General features: G+C 41.2%; 18 protein-coding genes. 10 read left to right on the top strand and 8 right to left on the bottom strand.

Features of this window, described 5'->3' with window-relative positions; translation table 11 throughout:
• Position 1: 1 nt before the first annotated feature.
• Entirely contained in the window at positions 2-1,225 is a 1,224-nt protein-coding gene (locus PY092_RS13800) for an HD domain-containing protein (RefSeq protein ID WP_275616388.1), read from the bottom strand.
• A gap of 37 nt (positions 1,226-1,262) precedes the next feature.
• Between PY092_RS13800 and porX the strand changes: the two genes are divergently transcribed.
• The 5 genes from porX (at position 1,263) to PY092_RS13825 (ending at position 5,794) form a co-directional block, all read left to right on the top strand.
• Positions 1,263-2,807, top strand: a complete 1,545-nt coding sequence (gene porX, locus PY092_RS13805; RefSeq protein ID WP_275616389.1) for a T9SS response regulator signal transducer PorX — start codon at positions 1,263-1,265, stop codon at positions 2,805-2,807.
• 7 nt (positions 2,808-2,814) lie between these two features.
• Positions 2,815-3,231 (top strand): tRNA (adenosine(37)-N6)-threonylcarbamoyltransferase complex ATPase subunit type 1 TsaE, encoded by a 417-nt coding sequence (gene tsaE / locus PY092_RS13810; protein ID WP_275616390.1) that lies wholly within the window; start codon positions 2,815-2,817, stop codon positions 3,229-3,231.
• A gap of 399 nt (positions 3,232-3,630) precedes the next feature.
• Positions 3,631-4,173 (top strand): hypothetical protein, encoded by a 543-nt coding sequence (locus tag PY092_RS13815; protein WP_275616391.1) that lies wholly within the window; start codon positions 3,631-3,633, stop codon positions 4,171-4,173.
• A gap of 41 nt (positions 4,174-4,214) precedes the next feature.
• Positions 4,215-5,414: an alanine dehydrogenase gene (locus PY092_RS13820; protein ID WP_275616392.1), complete on the top strand. Its 1,200-nt coding sequence runs from the start codon at positions 4,215-4,217 to the stop codon at positions 5,412-5,414.
• Between the two features lie 5 nt (positions 5,415-5,419).
• Positions 5,420-5,794: a DUF4258 domain-containing protein gene (locus PY092_RS13825; RefSeq protein WP_275616393.1), complete on the top strand. Its 375-nt coding sequence runs from the start codon at positions 5,420-5,422 to the stop codon at positions 5,792-5,794.
• On the opposite strand, the gene PY092_RS13830 is transcribed toward PY092_RS13825, so the two are convergent.
• Positions 5,791-6,963 (bottom strand): proline dehydrogenase family protein, encoded by a 1,173-nt coding sequence (locus PY092_RS13830; protein WP_275616394.1) that lies wholly within the window; start codon positions 6,961-6,963, stop codon positions 5,791-5,793. The two genes, PY092_RS13825 and PY092_RS13830, sit on opposite strands and share 4 nt — an antisense overlap.
• A gap of 91 nt (positions 6,964-7,054) precedes the next feature.
• Between PY092_RS13830 and aroB the strand changes: the two genes are divergently transcribed.
• The gene (aroB, locus tag PY092_RS13835) at positions 7,055-8,110 is read left to right on the top strand and encodes a 3-dehydroquinate synthase (protein WP_275616395.1); all 1,056 of its coding nucleotides are present in this window, start codon (positions 7,055-7,057) and stop codon (positions 8,108-8,110) included.
• Positions 8,111-8,204: 94 nt separating this feature from the next.
• Positions 8,205-8,531 (top strand): hypothetical protein, encoded by a 327-nt coding sequence (locus PY092_RS13840; protein ID WP_275616396.1) that lies wholly within the window; start codon positions 8,205-8,207, stop codon positions 8,529-8,531.
• Position 8,532: 1 nt separating this feature from the next.
• Here PY092_RS13840 and PY092_RS13845 read toward each other — a convergent pair whose 3' ends face one another.
• The 3 genes from PY092_RS13845 to PY092_RS13855 all read right to left on the bottom strand — a co-directional run bounded on the left by PY092_RS13845 (position 8,533) and on the right by PY092_RS13855 (position 10,748).
• Positions 8,533-9,051, bottom strand: coding sequence for a DinB family protein (locus tag PY092_RS13845; protein WP_275616397.1), 519 nt, complete (start codon positions 9,049-9,051; stop codon positions 8,533-8,535).
• Positions 9,052-9,065: 14 nt separating this feature from the next.
• Positions 9,066-9,545, bottom strand: a complete 480-nt coding sequence (locus tag PY092_RS13850; protein WP_119609545.1) for an Lrp/AsnC family transcriptional regulator — start codon at positions 9,543-9,545, stop codon at positions 9,066-9,068.
• 99 nt (positions 9,546-9,644) lie between these two features.
• Complete coding sequence (locus PY092_RS13855) at positions 9,645-10,748, bottom strand: M14 family metallopeptidase (RefSeq protein WP_275616398.1); 1,104 nt, start codon at positions 10,746-10,748, stop codon at positions 9,645-9,647.
• A gap of 274 nt (positions 10,749-11,022) precedes the next feature.
• Between PY092_RS13855 and PY092_RS13860 the strand changes: the two genes are divergently transcribed.
• The 3 genes from PY092_RS13860 to PY092_RS13870 are packed head-to-tail and all read left to right on the top strand — an operon-like array spanning position 11,023 to position 12,667.
• Positions 11,023-11,433 (top strand): helix-turn-helix transcriptional regulator, encoded by a 411-nt coding sequence (locus PY092_RS13860; RefSeq protein WP_275616399.1) that lies wholly within the window; start codon positions 11,023-11,025, stop codon positions 11,431-11,433.
• Positions 11,434-11,465: 32 nt separating this feature from the next.
• Positions 11,466-11,843 (top strand): DNA topoisomerase IV, encoded by a 378-nt coding sequence (locus PY092_RS13865; protein WP_275616400.1) that lies wholly within the window; start codon positions 11,466-11,468, stop codon positions 11,841-11,843.
• 2 nt (positions 11,844-11,845) lie between these two features.
• Positions 11,846-12,667: a TerC family protein gene (locus PY092_RS13870; RefSeq protein ID WP_275616401.1), complete on the top strand. Its 822-nt coding sequence runs from the start codon at positions 11,846-11,848 to the stop codon at positions 12,665-12,667.
• On the opposite strand, the gene PY092_RS13875 is transcribed toward PY092_RS13870, so the two are convergent.
• From PY092_RS13875 to PY092_RS13885, 3 genes are all read right to left on the bottom strand, one after another.
• On the bottom strand, positions 12,664-13,626 hold the full coding sequence (locus tag PY092_RS13875; protein ID WP_275616402.1) for a sterol desaturase family protein: 963 nt from the start codon (positions 13,624-13,626) through the stop codon (positions 12,664-12,666). The two genes, PY092_RS13870 and PY092_RS13875, sit on opposite strands and share 4 nt — an antisense overlap.
• Before the next feature lie 67 nt (positions 13,627-13,693).
• Positions 13,694-16,321 carry a DNA gyrase/topoisomerase IV subunit A gene (locus PY092_RS13880; RefSeq protein ID WP_275616403.1) on the bottom strand — a complete coding sequence of 876 codons (2,628 nt, stop codon included), beginning with the start codon at positions 16,319-16,321 and terminating at the stop codon, positions 13,694-13,696.
• A 15-nt stretch (positions 16,322-16,336) separates the two neighbouring features.
• Positions 16,337-18,205 (bottom strand): DNA topoisomerase IV subunit B, encoded by a 1,869-nt coding sequence (locus tag PY092_RS13885; RefSeq protein ID WP_275616404.1) that lies wholly within the window; start codon positions 18,203-18,205, stop codon positions 16,337-16,339.
• Between the last annotated feature and the right edge of the window lie 58 nt (positions 18,206-18,263).

Raw genomic sequence — 18,263 nt, forward strand, 5'->3', positions numbered from 1 at the left:
GTTAAACGGCTTTCTTTGGATAACAGCTGTAATATTTAGTGACGGTTTTGGCCAAAGCTTTTAAGCTAAGTTGATCCGACTCCTTAAGCACATCTGAAATTTTTCCGTTCTTTTTTAAAATTCTAATGGCTTCATCCTTACTGTAAGCCTTGTTGGATATTTCTCCCTGAAAAACAAAATTGGAAGCTTCCTCAATGGAAATATCATGCTTTTCCATGATCCAATCCATCTTTTCATTGAGTTTTTCAGTGGTCAAAGGCCTCTTTCTTACCTTCACATGTAGTAGCCTTCTGTCCAGCAACATCTTGCAGAGCTTGGAAAGCACAAAATCATCATGAAATTGCCAGCCTTTCAAAGCACCAAGAATATCAATGTCGTCAAGTTCGGCAAAAGTTTTTAAAACTCCAGCATCAAAGGTCAAAGTTCCGTTGTTCCTCAGAAAAAATAAAAGCGGTTCACTGCCTTTCAAATCTTCTTCTTGGCTCAATAACAATCTTGCTCGTTGCATGATGCGGACCAAGAGCTGTTCGGCCACCAGTCCCGTCTTGTGCAAGTATACCTGCCAGTACATGAACCTACGGGCCATCAAAAACTTTTCTACCGCATAAATGGCCTTTTCCTCTACGACCAAGTTGCCATCAACTACATTCAGCATCGAAATCAATCGCTCTGAATTGATGTTTCCCTCGGTCACTCCTGAGTAAAAACTATCGCGTTTCAAATAATCCAAACGGTCCATGTCCAATTGACTTGATACGAGTTGGTTCAAAAAAGGTTTCGGATAATCCCCCTTAAAAATGGAAATGGCGATATCCAACTGGCCATCAAACTCCTTGTTCAACTCCATCATAAAGCGAAGGGAAATCTGTTCGTGACTGATTTCCTTGGCAACAAAACCTTCAAGGGCATGGGAAAATGGTCCATGGCCAATATCGTGCAGTAAAATGGCACACAACAATCCCTTTTCTTCCTCTTCGGTAATCTTAACATTTTTTAATTTTAAAACCTGAATGGCCTTGGTCATTAAATGCATGCTGCCCAGCGCATGGTGGAATCGGGTATGATGTGCGCCGGGATAAACCAAATAGGAAAGCCCCATTTGCGATATCCTCCTCAGCCTTTGAAAGTAAGGGTGCGAGATAAGACTGAAAATTAGTTCGTTGGGAGTTCCAATAAAACCGTAAATTGGATCGTTGAAAACATTAAGCTTATTGGTTTTTACCAAAGTTTTTTGTTTTAATTCCCACAAAGATAATCACTATATGAACAAGATAACAATTCTTTGGGTCGATGATGAAATAGACCTATTAAAACCACATATATTATTTCTAGAAAGCAAGGGCTATAAAGTAGTTACGAGTCAAAGCGGGCAGGATGCCATTGAAGAAATAAAGGACACCTTTTTTGATATTGTTTTTCTGGATGAGAATATGCCAGGACTTTCCGGTTTGGAAACCTTGACCGAAATAAAGAAGTATGACGGCTCCATTCCTGTGGTAATGATCACCAAAAGTGAAGAGGAATATATTATGGACGAGGCCATCGGTTCCAAAATTGCGGACTACCTTATTAAACCCGTTAACCCAAATCAAATCCTACTCTCATTAAAAAAGAGTTTGGACAACTCCCGATTGGTATCCGAAAAAACCACTGCCAATTATCAGCAGGAGTTTCGGAAGATTGCCATGGATTTGTCCATGATCAATACCCAAGAGGAATGGGTGGACCTTTATAAAAAACTGATTTACTGGGAGCTGGAACTGGAGCAAATCGAGGATTCCGGTATGTTCGAAATATTGGAATCCCAAAAAGTGGAAGCGAATTCCCAGTTTGGGAAGTTTATCGATAAAAACTATAAAAGTTGGTTTCAGGATGGAGATGCCCCAGTAATGTCCCACACTCTATTCAAGAACAAAATTCAGCCTGAATTGGAGGATGACAAGACCCTGTTGGTCGTTATTGACAACTTACGGTATGATCAATGGTTGGCCTTTGAAAAAACACTGTCTGTCCACTATAAAAAGAAGCAGGAGTGCGCCTACTTTAGTATTTTACCAACGGCCACACAATATGCCCGCAATGCGCTCTTTTCTGGCCTGATGCCCGCCGAAATGGAGAAACGTTATCCCGATTGGTGGAAAAATGATACCGATGAGGGAGGCAAAAACCTTCATGAATCTGATTTTTTGGGTGAACAATTAAAGCGACTGGGGTTGGACCTCAATTGGGAGTACCATAAAATCAGCAACCTGAAACAAGGGAAGCAATTGGCCTCCAATTTTAAATCACAAAAGGACAATGATCTTACCGTGGTGGTCTACAACTTTGTGGATATGCTCTCCCACTCCAAAACAGAAATGGAAGTGGTCAAGGAACTTGCTTCAAATGATAAAGCTTATCGCTCCCTTACCTTAAGCTGGTTTAAAAACTCCCCCTTATTGGATATAATCCAGCAGGCGCAAGATTTGGGTATGAAGCTGATTTTGACCACGGACCATGGCACCATTAATGTAAAGCAGCCTTCCAAGGTAATTGGAGATAGGGAAACGAGCTTAAACCTGCGTTACAAAACCGGGCGAAGCCTTACTTATCAAGATAAAGATGTGTTGGCCACAAAGAATCCGCAGGAGATTCACTTGCCGAACATTAATTTGAGCAGTAGCTTCATTTTTGCAAAGAACGATCTCTTTTTTGCGTATCCGAACAACTATAACCACTATGTGGGCTATTACAGAAATACATACCAGCATGGTGGTGTTTCGTTGGAGGAGATGATTGTTCCTTTTGTAGTTTTGGACCCAAAATAGTATTTGAGTGAAGAGAACATTTCAATTGGATGAAATCCAAGAAGTGGCCACAGAGCTGTTGGAAAAAGCACCGAACAAGGTATTATGCTTATATGGGGGCATGGGCGTTGGCAAGACTACATTGGTTAAGGCCTTGGTCAAACAACTTGGAGCCGTTGATGTGGCCAACAGCCCGACTTTTGGTTTGGTCAATGAGTATTTCGATAAGAATGATGTGCCCTTAGCCTATCATTTTGATTTTTACCGCCTCAATGACGAAATGGAGGCATTGGATATGGGTTTCGAGGATTATTTGAATTCGGATGCATGGGTCTTTATTGAATGGCCCGATAAAATTTCCTCTCTCCTACCTGAGGACGCTGTGGGGGTATTCCTGCACTTTATCGAGGAAAGCACGCGTTCAATCGAGTTAAATGTTCCTTAAATAGCAATCACTCTATCTTCATGGAAATTATTGCGCAGAGCAAGTCGATTTCGATGAAAAGTGAGTTTTTTACGTTTAAAAACCAATTTTATCGATAAAAGGTATGATTAGTTGAAATATTTTCCTACATTTGCTTTGTGAATTAATTCATTTATTAACCAAAAACTCTTTTACGATGAACACTAAAAAAGTTTTTTTTGGATTGCTAGCTGTTGCATTTTTGGCAATGACCGCTGTATCAACTACAGTAACTTTTGACGACAATCAAACAACTAGTATCAAAAAATCGGACATTAAGAAATTATAATCTCTTAACCGATTCAGACTAAAACGGCTCTATTTTTATATAGGGCCGTTTTTTTTTACAATAATTTTTACTTTTTGATGTTATCAACAGTGATGAGCAGTAAAAAAAGTATCAGGAAGAAATTGATTTTGGAGGGTATATTTGCAATTTTAATTGCAATAACCCCCATATTGTTTTATTGGTATAAGTATATACCCGTGGGGAGCACATCCTATTTATTCTTTGGAATTGAATTTGGAGACAATGGTTTTAATGATGTAGCAGATTCCTTTTATTACTACTTCGGTAAAATTGTGCCCCTATTATTATTGATCATTTGGTTTATTACATCAAAAGAGTGGTGGTATTATGCCATATTGATTCCCATTGCGATGTACAGCTTTCAATTATTTGCCGTGCTAACATTTGAGTCCGGAATAGTGGATGAGAATGAAGTAATGTATGTAATTGCCGTAACCATGGTTGTAGTGCCCGTGGTCTACTTCATCAGGGTAAAGCTGGTGGACAAACATGTCCATGGAATAGACCTGGAAGCCATGGACACCGAGCTGCAGATCCTAAAGGAAAAAGAGGAATTAAGAAAGGAGCGAGAGAAATTGGAGCAACGCCAAAAGACTGCTTCAAAAAAAATGTAAATTTGCCATACCTTATGGTATCCTGATTAGATTTACGTTTTATGAGCCACGCTGCCTCCCCATTTAGCAAACAACAATTGCTTCCCCAAGAAGAAACCCTGGAGATTGTAAAACAAAAGGGGGAATTGTTTATTGGCATTCCAAAGGAAAACCAGTATCAAGAGAAGCGTGTTTGCCTTACCCCTGATGCCGTGAATGCCATTACGGCCCACGGACACCGGGTATTGGTGGAAACAGGCGCAGGCGAAGGAGCCAATTTTTCTGATTTCGACTACACCAACGCCGGTGCTGAAATCACGAGGGACACCAAAAAAGTATTCTCCTGCCCTATTATATTGAAAGTTGAGCCCCCTACTCTTTCAGAGATAGATTTGCTCAATCCACAGACCATCGTTATTTCTGCTTTGCAGATCAAAACCCAGAACAAGGAGTATTTTGAGATCATGGCCAAGAAACGATTGACGGCCATTGCTTTTGAATACATTAGGGACGATGACGGCAATTATCCAGCTGTTCGCTCTTTGAGCGAAATTGCCGGGATTTCGTCCATTTTGATCGCTTCGGAATTAATGTCCAACCCCAATACGGGCAATGGATTGATGTTCGGGAACATTAGCGGGGTCCCACCCGTAGAGGTCGTTATTATCGGTGCGGGAACAGTGGGTGAGTTTGCTGCTCGGTCGGCTCTGGGATTGGGTGCCAATGTTAAGGTGTTTGATAATTCCATCAGTAAATTGAGGAGCCTTCAAACCAGTTTGAACCAAACCCTGTACACGTCAACCGTACAGCCCAAGAATTTGATCAAATCCTTAAAGAGATGTGATGTGGCCATTGGTGCCACTCGAGGCAAAGACCGTTCGCCCGTAGTGGTTTCCAGCTCCATGGTGGAAAACATGAAAAAAGGGGCTGTGATTATCGATGTGAGTATTGATATGGGGGGCTGTTTTGAAACTTCAGAAGTAACTACCCATAGAAAACCCACTTTTGAAAAATATGGAGTGATCCATTATGGTGTGCCCAATATCCCATCACGGTATCCGAGAACATCTTCCATTTCCATCAGTAATATCTTTACGCCTTATTTGTTGAAGATTGGTGAGGAAGGCGGTTTGGAGCATTCGCTTCGGTTTGATAAAGGCTTGCGCAACGGACTTTATATGTACCACGGTATCCTGACCAACAAGTCAGTGGGCGATTGGTTCGGGTTGAATTACAACGATATTAACTTTCTTATTTTTTAATGTAGATGGCATTTTTGAAACGATTGGGATGGTACTTGGTTGGACTGTCCATAGGATTGATATTTTTGGTTTTTATCTTGAAGAAAAAATCAGGCGAAGAGGGAATTGATTTTTGCTATTTGCCCAATTGTAGGGTCCTCAAGGATATGCGCTCCAAACCTTTGACCTTCTCTCAATCTCTCCTTGAACAATACCGAGACACTCTTATGATTCAATCGTTTTTGGAAGATGGGGATGTGGATTTTGGTAAAAGCGATACTACATCCGAGCCCTGCAAAACGTATTTTATCTCCCACGAATACAAGGGGGAAGCATTGGAGCTAGAAGCCAAGAATTGTGAGGAAGGAGTTACTGTGGAAAAAATAACCGCACAGCATTAACTTTCCAACCTCCTTCGCTTCCGCTCCTTGGTGATCAAAGCCAATTCCCGTGAAGTTTGTCCGGCAACAGAAGTGTTCTCTTCTGCCCTTCTGATCAAGTAGGGCATCACATCTTTCACAGGGCCATACGGAAGATATTTTACGGAGTTATAGCCATGGGCAGCCAAGTTGTAGGTAATATGGTCGCTCATGCCGAATAACTGGCCAAACCAAATTCGACCATCATCGGAAGCAATGCCCCGTTTCTCCATCAAATCCACTAATCGAAGGGTGCTTTTCTCGTTATGTGTGCCGGCGAATATGGTAAAATAATCCAAGTGATCCATCATGTAGTCGATGGCGGCATCAAAGTTTTCATCTGTAAGTTGTTTATTTTCGCAAATGGGGCTTTTGTACCCTTTATCCTCTGCCCTATCGTTTTCCTTTTCCATGTAAGCACCGCGAACAACTTTGGCCCCAATCTTGAAACCTTCCTCTTCAGCTTGTTTGAACAATTTGATGATGTAGGGCATTCTATCCCAACGGTACATTTGGAAAGTATTGAACACGATGGTCTTCTCCTTGTTGTATTTGCGCATCATTTCCAGTACAAGGCCATCGGCGGCACCTTGCATCCAACTTTCCTCAGCATCAATCAATAGGGCCACATCGAGTTTGTGTGCTTTTTGACAGACTTTTTCGAACCGGTTTACGATTCTCCCCCATTCGGCCTGCTCTTTTTCCGTTAATTCGCTACCTGCGGTAACTTTCTCAAACAATTTAAAACGCCCAAAACCCGTAGGTTTGAACACAGCGAAGGGCATGGCATCTTTTTCCTTGACGAAATCGAGGATATCCATGGTCTTTTCCATGGCAAAATCAAACTGATTGTCCACTTCTTTCCCCTCTGCGGAATAGTCCAAAATGGAACAGACACCATTGCCATACATATTGTCGATTATGGGCAAACAATCCTTTTCGCTTACCCCACCGCAAAAATGGTCAAATACAGTGGCCCTGATCAAACCCTCAACAGGCAAATGCGCCTTAATGGCAAAATTGGTCGCTGCTGTTCCAATGCGAACCAAAGGTTCGTTGGAAATCATCTTAAAAAGAAAATAAGCCCGCTCCAATTGGGAGTCCGACTTTAGCTCAAAAGCTATTGCAGTATTCTCAAAATTTGGTCGCATTAATTATCATCCGTTAAAGATTCAAATATAAGTACGTAAACTAGAATGGTATCTATAAAAATAATCTTTATTTAGCAGTGTAATTCAAATTATGGAATCGGTAAAATCACAGTCCTACGAGGTACACATCAATGAATTGGCAAAAGCTGCTCTTAACCAGCATATTGCCAAAACCAGCTATTCCAAAATATTTCTTTTGGTGGATGAAAACACCAAAGCACATTGTTTGCCCATTTTCAATGAAATGATCGATTTCCCTATTGATTCCGTTCTGGAAATTGAATCTGGCGAGGAGAATAAACATATTCGTACTTGCTTACAGCTCTGGGAAGATCTTTCCAACTTGGATGGGGATCGTAAAAGCCTGCTCATTAATCTAGGTGGTGGCGTGCTTACGGATATGGGCGGATTCGTGGCCTCTACCTTTAAGCGGGGGATTGATTTCATCAACATCCCCACCACCCTACTTTCCATGGTCGATGCATCCATCGGAGGAAAAACAGGTGTGGATTTGGGTTCGTTGAAAAATCAGGTCGGTGTGATAAATCAACCACAAATGGTATTGATTTTTCCGGAGTTCCTGAAAACCTTGGACCCGCGACAAACTAAAAGTGGGTATGCCGAGATGTTGAAGCATGGCCTTATACAGGATAGTTCATATTGGAACGACCTTATCGAAGATGGTGATTTTACTGATGCTGCATGCATACAGCGATCCATTGCCATAAAAAATGAGGTGGTACTTCAGGACCCTACCGAGCAGGGTCTTCGCAAGATTTTGAATTTTGGGCATACCTTGGGTCACGCCATTGAATCCTATTGTTTGGACAATCATGATAAAAAGACCTTGTTGCATGGCGAAGCCATTGCCGCAGGTATGATTTTGGAAGGATATTTGTCTCACGAGATGCGCGGACTATCCAAATTATCCGTCGATGAGATCAAAAAAGGGTTTTTGAAGCATTTTGACAAGGTGGACTTTACGGAGGATGATATCGATGCTATTCTACAATTGCTCAAATACGACAAGAAGAACTCTCACGGCAATGTCAATTTTGTCCTGCTTCAGGAAATTGGTAAAGCTGTTACGGATATTAGAATTCCGGAAGAACTGTTCCAAAAAGCATTTGCATACTACAAGGAATAACCCCTTCGCATACTTATTTTTTGTATTTACAACTCTTTGGGTCCATCGGATTTAAAAATCCCTAGTTTAGGAACGACTTTAATAACTAACCACTATGAAACGAATTCTGATAGACTACAAAAAGTTGGACCATAAGGTGGCCGCCAAACTAATAGACTCCTACCCAGATGGTTATGGGGATGATGATATTATTACCATTAAAAAACCGAACGGGGAAGTAATCGAAGCCGTTGAAGTGAAAACAGCGGATACCATCTATATGGTCAAGATAAGTAAGAGTCTTTCCAATTTTATAGCCAATTTTGAGGAAACCATAGAAAAGGAGCTGGACAAAGAACTAGTGGCTTCCGAATTTGAGGAAGATTCTTTTGAAGGAATGGACTCCGATTCCGAGGAAATGGAAGACGACGATCAATATTGATCTAGGCCAAATAGCGCTCCTTTATCACGCGAACATGGTGGGCTTGGTGTCCACTAATGATAAATCCAAGGGCGCGTACACTCATTTTTGAACCACTGGCGAGACCAACTCTGGTAATGGCTTCATCATCAAACGAGTTGAACAGGGATATTGTGGCGTCTCGCACCGTACTGTATTCTTCAACCAAGCTAGTTTTGGAACGGTTGGCCGCATTGGAAAATGGCACATAGTTATCTTGATCAAAACCAGGTAAAGGGGTTTTGTCGTTTCTGGCAATGCATAAAGCACGGTACTGAAAAATACGTTCGGTATCCATCATGTGAACCAATGCTTCCGCCAAGGACCATTTGCCCTCGGCGTAAGCATAATTGAGTTTTTCTTCTGGAATTTCGTCTAAAAGGGACAAAAGTGTTTTCTTCCCGTTTTTTAATTCTTCTATCAGTTCCACATTATCCAGTGCCATAATGTAGGTCTGGTAAAATGGATTGTATTCAGAAGACGGAAGTTCCAAAAGTACCATATATGTGAATATGGTTACAGCTCGTTGAAGATAGTGTGCATCAAACGTCTCTTATCGTTGATGCTCTCCTCCAAGGAAATCATGGTTTCCGTTCTGCTGATACCTTCAATATCATCTATTTTAAAAATGATGTTCTTGGCGTGTGTGGTATCCTTGGCCCTGATTTTACAGAAGATATTGAATTTGCCTGTGGTAATGTGGGCCACGGTAACATAAGGTATCTGGCTCAGCCTTTCCAAAACAAATTTGGTCTGGTGGGTTTTTTCCAAGAATATGCCGACATAGGCGATAAAGGAGTAGCCAAGTTTTACATAGTCAAGGGTAAGGGAAGAACCTTTAATGATTCCTGACTCTTCCATTTTTTTGACTCGGACATGAACCGTACCTGCGGAAATCAACAACTTTTTGGCGATGTCCGTAAATGGTGTACGGGTGTTATCGATTAACATGTCCAATATCTGGTGGTCTATCTCGTCTAGCTTTACTTTGTTCATTACATTGAATTTTGCAGCAAAAGTAGTTAAAAAAGGAAATTTACGTAATAAAAATGGTTCTTTTTTAAATAATATGCAAGAACCTCTAAAAAATGCCCCTTAATTATTGAATTTCAGGAGCAAATCAAGAATTTCCTTTTCATCGGATGCAAAGCCAAAATCCTTGGAATCAACACATTCTATGGTCTGGTGTCCGTAAAAACCTTCAAGCGGCCCAATTTCAGCGATCTCAGGCTGAAAAGTTATTTTTTCACCGATCAATACTTCCTTATATCGGATTCCGACGGAATGTCCGGCCTCAAACTCCCTGTTCACTATCTCTGGATGCTTTACCAAAACATCAAAAAACTGTTTATCGTTTCCTGGAATGGAGAAATAGTCCCCTGTTTTATAATCATCGATTTTATCCGTTGCAATGGTTTTTAGGGCTTCCACTATCGAAAGGAAAATCAATTCCCGTGTTTTCTCCCTTTGATAATCGTTCGGATAATGCCCCGATTCAAACAAAATAGTGGGCACGCCCAACATTTGAAGTGTGTCGCCAATGCAATTGTCGTTAAAACCATCATCGTATCTCCCAACCTGTCCCGGTATGTGTCCCTGAAGCATGAGATTCATGGCCACGATCAACTTCATGGCCACCTCGCGCGATGGTGTGATATGTCTTTCTTTATTACTTGCAGGGGATAAAAAGGAAACCGTTGCGGGCTTATTGGTCTTACCTGCGCTGAACAAGGTGCGCTGATCGTGAAGGTTGAAACAGAAATCTGGCCGGAATGCATCAAACAGTTTTCTAAAAGCAACACTTTCGGGCTGGGTTAAATTTTTGGCATCCCGGTTAAGATCAACTTCATTACTGTTAACACGGGTGTAGGCGTTTGCCCCATCAGGATTCAGCATAGGTACAATGGTAAGCGTGCATTCACTTAAAATGATTTTGGCCAGCTCATTTTCGGACTGCAAGAAGTTCACAAGATCCCAAACCGCTTTTGTTGTCGTGGATTCATTTCCGTGCATTTGAGACCACATAAGTACTTTTTTGTTTCCTTTTCCAATTCTGAAAGCATTGATGTCAACATTCTCTACAGATTTCCCAATACAGTTAATAGGCACGGAAAGCTTAGCAAAACACGGTTGGATGGAGTCCTTATTGATATATCGTCCTTGAATGGATTCTTCCTTATATAATGAATATTCGAGCATCTAAGTTGTCAATTAAAGTTTACAAAAGTAACCATACTGATTTTTACAAATGTAAATTATAATTACATCGCTTTAATACACATTTGTAATTGATTTGCGTGAGGATTTCATCAATTATATACAAATGTAAATGTAAATTAATAAATATTTATAAATCAATTATATATAGAACTTTATATAAAGTATAAAATTATATATTTGAGACAGCATTTAATTATTTTATAGTGTAGTTTCATTCAGAATGACTAACTTGGTTTCATATAAATTTACAATTGTGAATAAAGGAATTGTGTCGCGTATTCAAACCGTTGTGGACCATCTGGAAATATCCGTTTCAGCCTTTGCTGATGAAATTGGTGTGCAGCGTTCTAGCATGTCCCATTTACTGAATGGAAGAAATAAGCCCAGTTTGGATTTTGTGATGAAATTGGTGGACACCTACCCCGAAGTTGACCTATATTGGTTGTTGAAGGGAGAAGGTGGTTTTCCAAAGAAAACGGATCAAACTATGGCTACTCCTGCTTCCATTATTGACGAAAAATTGGAGGAAAGCACTACGGAATCCTCGTCTGAAAGTTATTCCGTAAAACATCTTAAAAGCTCAAACCCTTCTAAGGAGCCCTATAAAATCGTTATGTTCTATTCAGATGGTACTTTTGAGACGTTCCATGCTAAAAAGGATTGACCCTTTCGGGTAGTTTCCGTTACTTTGTAGGTATGACAAAATACCTTTTTTCCGGATTCATAGCACTTTTGTTTTTTGCTTGTGGCCAACCGCCGCAACGTAATTGTGAAGATTTTAAAACAGGTAAATTTACCTTTACCGCGACAATAAATGGTGAGGAGAAAAAAACCGCCTTTCACAGAAACTTGTCATTGGAAGTTGATGAATATGAAGGGAAAGTGGACTCTTCATCCATTCGCTGGATAAATGATTGTGAGTATGTGCTGAAGAATTTGAACCCAAAGAACAAAGCAGAGGAAAAACCTATTCACATAAAAATATTGACGACAACGGAGTCTTCATATACCTTTGAATACAATGTTGTTGGTAATAGTAAAAAATTCAAAGGAACCGCTCATAAAATAGACTAGCCATGTTTGATATTTTTGCAAGTCCGGACGCCTGGATGGCGTTGTTGACCCTGACTTTTTTGGAAATAGTGCTGGGTATCGACAATATTATTTTCATTTCCATTGCCGCTGGTAAGCTGGAGAAGAAAGATAGGAGAAAGGCAACGAACATAGGGCTTGTACTAGCCATGTTACTACGGATCATCTTGCTTTTTGGTATCACATGGCTAACCAAGATGAAAAAACCTTTTTTGGTTTTCAATGAGTCTTGGTTGACCGGTGGGGTTAGCTGGCAAGCGGTCATTCTATTTGCCGGGGGGCTTTTCTTGCTCTATAAAAGTACTCGGGAGATCCATGAGAAAATAGAAGATCGTGGTCATGATGAGCGAGAAGTGAAAAAGTCGAGGTCTTCCTCCTTGATGAACGCCATTGTTCAAATAACCGTGATCAATATTGTTTTTTCCTTTGATTCCATTTTGACGGCAATAGGGATGACCAACGGTATTTCTCCAAATCCAACGGATGCATTGGTTCTGATGATTGCCGCAGTAGTAATTTCGGTTATCATCATGATGTTGTTTGCAAACCCAGTCGGGGAATTCGTCAACAGGCATCCTTCTATACAGGTGTTGGGCTTGTCGTTCTTGATTTTGATAGGATTCATGCTGATTGCGGAATCAGCACACTTATCTCATTTGAAGATTTTCGACAACGAAGTCGGTGCCATTCCAAAAGGATACCTATATTTTGCCATTGCTTTCTCCCTGATGGTGGAGTTCCTCAACCTGAGAATGCAAAAAAACACACAAGAAAGAGAGCATATTACGCCCGATGACCAAATTTAATTAGGTCTTTGGTATGCAAGCTCAGGACTGGCTTCTTTTTGTTTTTTGAACAATCGCTGTTGTTGTTTTACGGTAAGTGTGCTTCCATCGTGGCTCCATCCTGGAGGTCCAAAGATGTACATTAACTTATGGGAGAGTTTTTTTGATTTTTTCACATCGTTCCAAATGTCCTTGAACTCGTGTGTGAGTATTACTACGGGATTATAGGAATTTGGAGCGTGAATCACTCCGTATTTTACATCAATATCATCGTCCAGCTCTTTCCAAGTACCGAATATCTTATCAAAAATGTTCAGGAAGCCACCGTGGTTTTTGTCCAAATACTCCACATTTTGTGCATGGTGTACCTGATGCATGGTATGCGTATTGAATATTTTTTCCAAAAATCCTAGTTTGGGAACATACACGGTATGCAATTGGAATTGCCACAAAGCTTCAATACCTAGACAAACCAATACCATTTCGGGAGGGAATCCAATGGCTGGCATCCATAAATAAAAGAAAGGCTTGTACAAAATGGTAAACCAACCATTTCTTATGGCAGTACCTAAATTAAAATTATCTGAAGAGTGGTGAACAATATGTGCGGCCCATAAAATACGTATTTCATGATTGGCCCTATGAAACCAGTAATAAGTGAAATCATCTGCCAATTGACACAAAATCCACACGTACCAAGCATATCCAAAGGATTCGTACCCCATAATGTTGGTCCTGACCCCATCGGTTACCGGATTGAAAAGTTCATAAGCACCTTCAAAAAGAAGTATGGCAAATGCAACCTTGAACAGGGGTCCCAATATGGCGGAACCAATTCCCATGAATCCACTCGCAGCTAGATCCTTCCAATTGTACAGGTCGTGTTTTTCATGGTCATGGGTCTTACTGTAGGTCAACTCCAATAAAATAAAGGCAATAAAAACTGGTACGCCATATACCAGGGGGTTCGTGAAATCCATAAAGATATGTTAAGCGGTCTGCTTTTTTGGTGTGTAACTGAATTGGGCAAATTAGACATAAAAACCTTTAAAACAAAGAGGTTTGATCAGAACTATCATTCTTTGTCTCTATATCATTATCATTGCTTTCTATTTCTTCCTCGTCAACAACTTCGATATCCTCGGTCTCTTGTTCTTCGGGTTCTTCATAAGGTAGCGGATCCAAAACATTGATATTTTTCACCTTTTCGGGAGTGAGTTGATTTCCAAGTGCTTTGATTCCTTTTATGGCTATGAATTCCTCAACATCGACCTCTAGATTTGGTTTGGGGTCCTTTCCGCGAGGTTTGACAAACTCGATTTCCAATTGAGGTCTCCAATCCGTGGATACCAATTCCATGTAGGATTTGGAATCCTCATCAATGACCACTTCTTCCTTATTGGGGTTCTCTATCAAAAACCTTTTTAGGTAAAAACGCTCTTTATCGCCAACATAATGTACCACGGAAATCGGTTTGTTGGGGTTCCACTTTTCCAGAACAATCATATCATCGCTAAAGCGAGTGAGCAAATCGGGTGGAATGGTTTTAACAATTCCTTTTTGATCGATGACCAAAAGTAAGTCGTCACCTTTGAATTCGCCAAGCAACTCCCCTCTTCCATCAACATTCAATCGGCTCACGACATCATCAAACCAAATTTTTCTCGGTTTCAATGTGGATACGCCTTTTTCTTTTAGTTCGATGCGTTTTACTGGATATTTAGTGACCAGATTACCTTTGGAGCTTCTTCCTTTGATCAAAACATCCGAGAAATCAAGGTCCCACTTCAGTTTCTTGATGCTTCCAGATTGACGTAGCATTACCGTGACCACTTCTGCCTCACCATTGGGGTTAGCAGAGAAATACAGTACTTCGGAAGATGCTTTGTCGCCAGCGAGTTGATAGATTTTATCACGGGTCATGCTGGTAACATTAAAGCGCTTCACGTAGCTAGGACCGCCTTTCATGCTTTTGTAGATCATGTTGTAGGTAGTTCGCTTGTCTTTCTTTTTAAACACAGCTACGTGGATAATGTTTTTTCCGATGAACACTTTGGAATCCACCTTTGTGACCATCATTTCCCCTTTTCCGGTAAAAACGATGATGTCATCTATGTCGCTGCAATCCGTAACATATTCATCCCTTTTTAATGAGGTTCCGATGAATCCTTCATCGCGGTTTACGTAGAGCTTGGTATTTCTGATGACTACCTTGGTGGCTTCAATGTCATCAAAAATCTTTATTTCTGATTTTCGCTCTCGACCCACACCATATTTCTTTTTAAGTTCTTTGAAATAGTCGATGGCAAAATCCACCAAATGCTCCAGATGATACTTGGCCTGTGCAATTCTATCCTCCAAACTTTCAATAAGTTGCTGCGCCTTGTCTAAATCAAATTTTGAAATACGCTTGATTCGGATTTCAGTCAACCGGACAATGTCGTCTTTGGTCACATCCCTTTTTAAATGGGAAATGTGTGGCTTCAAGCCTTTGTCAATGGCTTCGATGACACCTTCCCAAGTTTCCTCCTCTTCGATTTCCCGGTAAATCCTGTTTTCAATGAAAATCCGTTCCAAAGAAGAGAAGTGCCATTGCTCTTCGAGTTCATCCAATTGAATCTGAAGTTCTGCTTTAAGTAACTCCACCGTATTGTCCGTGGATCTTTCAAGCATTTCCTTGACACCGATGAACAGCGGTTTGTTGTCCTCGATTACACAGCCCAATGGAGAAATGGAAGATTCACAAGCTGTGAAGGCATACAACGCATCAATGGTTTTGTCGGGCGAAATACCATTTGGCAAGTGTACCAATATCTCTACCTCGGCGGCGGTGTTATCTTCAATCTTTTTTATTTTGATTTTCCCCTTATCATTAGCCTTTAAGATGGAATCAATTAAAGAAGAAGTGTTGGTTCCGTAAGGTATTTCATTGATGACCAAGGTGTTCTTGTCCAAAGTTGATATTTTGGCCCTCACCCTGATCTTGCCCCCTCGCATACCATCATTATAATTGGTCACATCGATGATTCCCGCGGTGGGGAAGTCTGGGTAAATGGTGAACCTTTTTCCTTTTAAGTGTTTTATCGAAGCATCGATGAGTTCGTTAAAGTTGTGTGGTAAAATTTTTGTGGAAAGTCCAACCGCAATCCCTTCTGCACCTTGTGCCAATAAAAGCGGAAACTTAACGGGTAAATTAACGGGCTCCTTTTTCCTGCCATCGTAGGATAGCTGCCACTCCGTGATTTTTGGGCTGTACACAACCTCCAAAGCAAACTTGGACAACCTGGCCTCGATATAACGTGGTGCCGCTGCCCCATCACCTGTTAAAATGTTTCCCCAGTTACCTTGGGTGTCGATAAGCAAATCCTTTTGACCGAGTTGAACCATGGCATCGGCAATACTGGCATCACCATGGGGGTGGTATTGCATGGTGTGCCCTACCACATTCGCCACTTTGTTATAGCGACCATCGTCCAGCTCTTTGAGCGAGTGCATGATTCTTCGCTGCACAGGCTTAAATCCATCTTCGATAGCGGGTACGGCACGCTCCAATATTACATACGAAGCATAATCCAAAAACCAATCCTTGTACATCCCGGTAACCTTTACCAGGCTATCTTGGGACTCGTCTTGGTTTTCTAAACTTTCATCGTTCAGTTCTTCGTTCTCTTCCATTTAGAAAGGTGGCATTTATTTGGGTTGTAGTTGGTTTTCTTCGACAAGATCAAGCTCTACTTTAAGGTTGTTGATGATGAATTCCTGCCTGTCCGGTGTGTTTTTGCCCATATAAAATTTCAACAGGGCATCGATGCTCATGGCTTTGTCCAGCATAACGGGTTCCAAACGGATATCATCACCGATAAAGTTTTTGAACTCGTCCGGGGAAATCTCGCCCAATCCCTTAAACCGAGTGATTTCTGGTTTTCCGGAGAGTTTTTCAATGGCATGTCTTCTTTCTTCATCACTATAGCAATAAATGGTCTCTTTTTTATTGCGTACCCTAAATAATGGGGTTTGAAGAATGTATAAATGATTTTCTTTGATCAATTCAGGGAAAAATTGTAAAAAGAAAGTAATCAGTAGTAAGCGAATATGCATTCCGTCCACATCGGCATCCGTAGCGATCACAATATTGTTGTAGCGCAGGTCTTCCATGGAATCCTCGATATTGAGTGCGGCTTGAAGCAAGTTGAATTCTTCGTTCTCGTAAACAATTTTCTTGGACATCCCGTAGGAATTCAATGGTTTTCCCCGTAGACTGAATACCGCTTGCGTATTCACGTCCCTTGATTTGGTAATGGAGCCCGATGCGGAATCCCCTTCGGTAATGAAGAGGGTGGTTTCCAAACGACGGTCCTTTTTCATGTCCTGCAAATGCACACGGCAATCACGTAGTTTTTTGTTGTGAAGGCTCGCCTTCTTGGCACGGTCCCTTGCCAGCTTTCTAATGCCCGAAAGTTCTTTACGCTCTTTTTCAGCCTGGACAATTTTCTTTTGGAGCGCCTCTGCAGTCTGAGGGTTTTTATGGAGGTAGTTGTCCAATTGCGTGCCGATAAAATCGTTGATATAGGTGCGCACTGTTGGCAAATCCCCTCCCATATCGGTAGAACCGAGCTTGGTCTTGGTCTGACTCTCGAAAACAGGTTCCATCACTTTAATGGAAACCGCAGAAATGATTGACTTGCGAACATCAGAGGCATCATAGTTTTTACCGTAAAAATCTCGGATGGTTTTTACGATAGCTTCCCTAAAAGCTGATTGATGCGTTCCTCCCTGCGTGGTATGCTGTCCGTTCACAAAGGAATGGTACTCCTCACTGTATTGGGTTTTGCTATGGGTCATCGCAACCTCGATGTCATCGCCTTTTAAGTGGATGATGGGATAGAGGAAATCCTCATTATTGTTATTGTCTTCCAATAAATCCTTCAGGCCATTTTCAGAATGGAACTTTTCGCCATTGAAAACAATCGTTAAGCCTGGATTTAGATAGACATAGTTTTTGAGCATGCGTTCCACATACTCGTTTCTGTATTTGTACTTTTTGAAGATGGATTCATCGGGGGTAAAACTTACCTTGGTCCCTTTTCTCCGGGATGATTCCTCCAAAAGTTCTTCGTTGACCAAGTTCCCTGTTTCAAACTCTGCTGATTTGGATTGTCCGTCTCGGTTGGATTCCACCCTAAAGTAAGTGGAAAGCGCATTCACGGCTTTGGTACCTACCCCGTTCAATCCAACGGATTTTTTAAAGGCCCGGGTATCGTACTTGCCACCGGTGTTCATTTTGGACACAACGTCCACTACTTTTCCAAGCGGAATACCACGACCATAATCGCGAACGTGCACCGTATTTTCCTTGATGTTGATTTCGATGGTCTTCCCCGACCCCATCACAAACTCATCTATGGAGTTATCTAGTACTTCTTTTAAAAGAATATAAATACCATCATCTGCGGAGGATCCATCGCCCAATTTTCCAATGTACATCCCCGGACGCATACGAATATGCTCCTTCCAGTCCAGCGAACGGATATTATCCTCAGTATATTGGGTGTCTGCCATGAGTTAAGGGTTAATCATTGCAATATAAAATTTAGGAGCAAAAATAAAAGGGTGAACG

Origin of the sequence: Flagellimonas yonaguniensis (genome assembly GCF_029193885.1) — a bacterium.
Classification (GTDB): domain Bacteria; phylum Bacteroidota; class Bacteroidia; order Flavobacteriales; family Flavobacteriaceae; genus Flagellimonas; species Flagellimonas yonaguniensis.

What these genes read in the sequence shown, in the direction of transcription:
- porX (WP_275616389.1), top strand. Translation starts at nt 1,263, where the DNA reads ATGAACAAGATAACAATTCTTTGGGTCGATGATGAAATAGACCTATTA.
- PY092_RS13815 (WP_275616391.1), top strand. Translation starts at nt 3,631, where the DNA reads ATGAGCAGTAAAAAAAGTATCAGGAAGAAATTGATTTTGGAGGGTATA.
- PY092_RS13820 (WP_275616392.1), top strand. Translation starts at nt 4,215, where the DNA reads ATGAGCCACGCTGCCTCCCCATTTAGCAAACAACAATTGCTTCCCCAA.
- PY092_RS13825 (WP_275616393.1), top strand. Translation starts at nt 5,420, where the DNA reads ATGGCATTTTTGAAACGATTGGGATGGTACTTGGTTGGACTGTCCATA.
- PY092_RS13830 (WP_275616394.1), bottom strand. Translation starts at nt 6,963, where the DNA reads ATGCGACCAAATTTTGAGAATACTGCAATAGCTTTTGAGCTAAAGTCG.
- aroB (WP_275616395.1), top strand. Translation starts at nt 7,055, where the DNA reads ATGGAATCGGTAAAATCACAGTCCTACGAGGTACACATCAATGAATTG.
- PY092_RS13840 (WP_275616396.1), top strand. Translation starts at nt 8,205, where the DNA reads ATGAAACGAATTCTGATAGACTACAAAAAGTTGGACCATAAGGTGGCC.
- PY092_RS13845 (WP_275616397.1), bottom strand. Translation starts at nt 9,051, where the DNA reads ATGGTACTTTTGGAACTTCCGTCTTCTGAATACAATCCATTTTACCAG.
- PY092_RS13850 (WP_119609545.1), bottom strand. Translation starts at nt 9,545, where the DNA reads ATGAACAAAGTAAAGCTAGACGAGATAGACCACCAGATATTGGACATG.
- PY092_RS13855 (WP_275616398.1), bottom strand. Translation starts at nt 10,748, where the DNA reads ATGCTCGAATATTCATTATATAAGGAAGAATCCATTCAAGGACGATAT.
- PY092_RS13865 (WP_275616400.1), top strand. Translation starts at nt 11,466, where the DNA reads ATGACAAAATACCTTTTTTCCGGATTCATAGCACTTTTGTTTTTTGCT.
- PY092_RS13870 (WP_275616401.1), top strand. Translation starts at nt 11,846, where the DNA reads ATGTTTGATATTTTTGCAAGTCCGGACGCCTGGATGGCGTTGTTGACC.
- PY092_RS13875 (WP_275616402.1), bottom strand. Translation starts at nt 13,626, where the DNA reads ATGGATTTCACGAACCCCCTGGTATATGGCGTACCAGTTTTTATTGCC.
- PY092_RS13880 (WP_275616403.1), bottom strand. Translation starts at nt 16,321, where the DNA reads ATGGAAGAGAACGAAGAACTGAACGATGAAAGTTTAGAAAACCAAGAC.
- PY092_RS13885 (WP_275616404.1), bottom strand. Translation starts at nt 18,205, where the DNA reads ATGGCAGACACCCAATATACTGAGGATAATATCCGTTCGCTGGACTGG.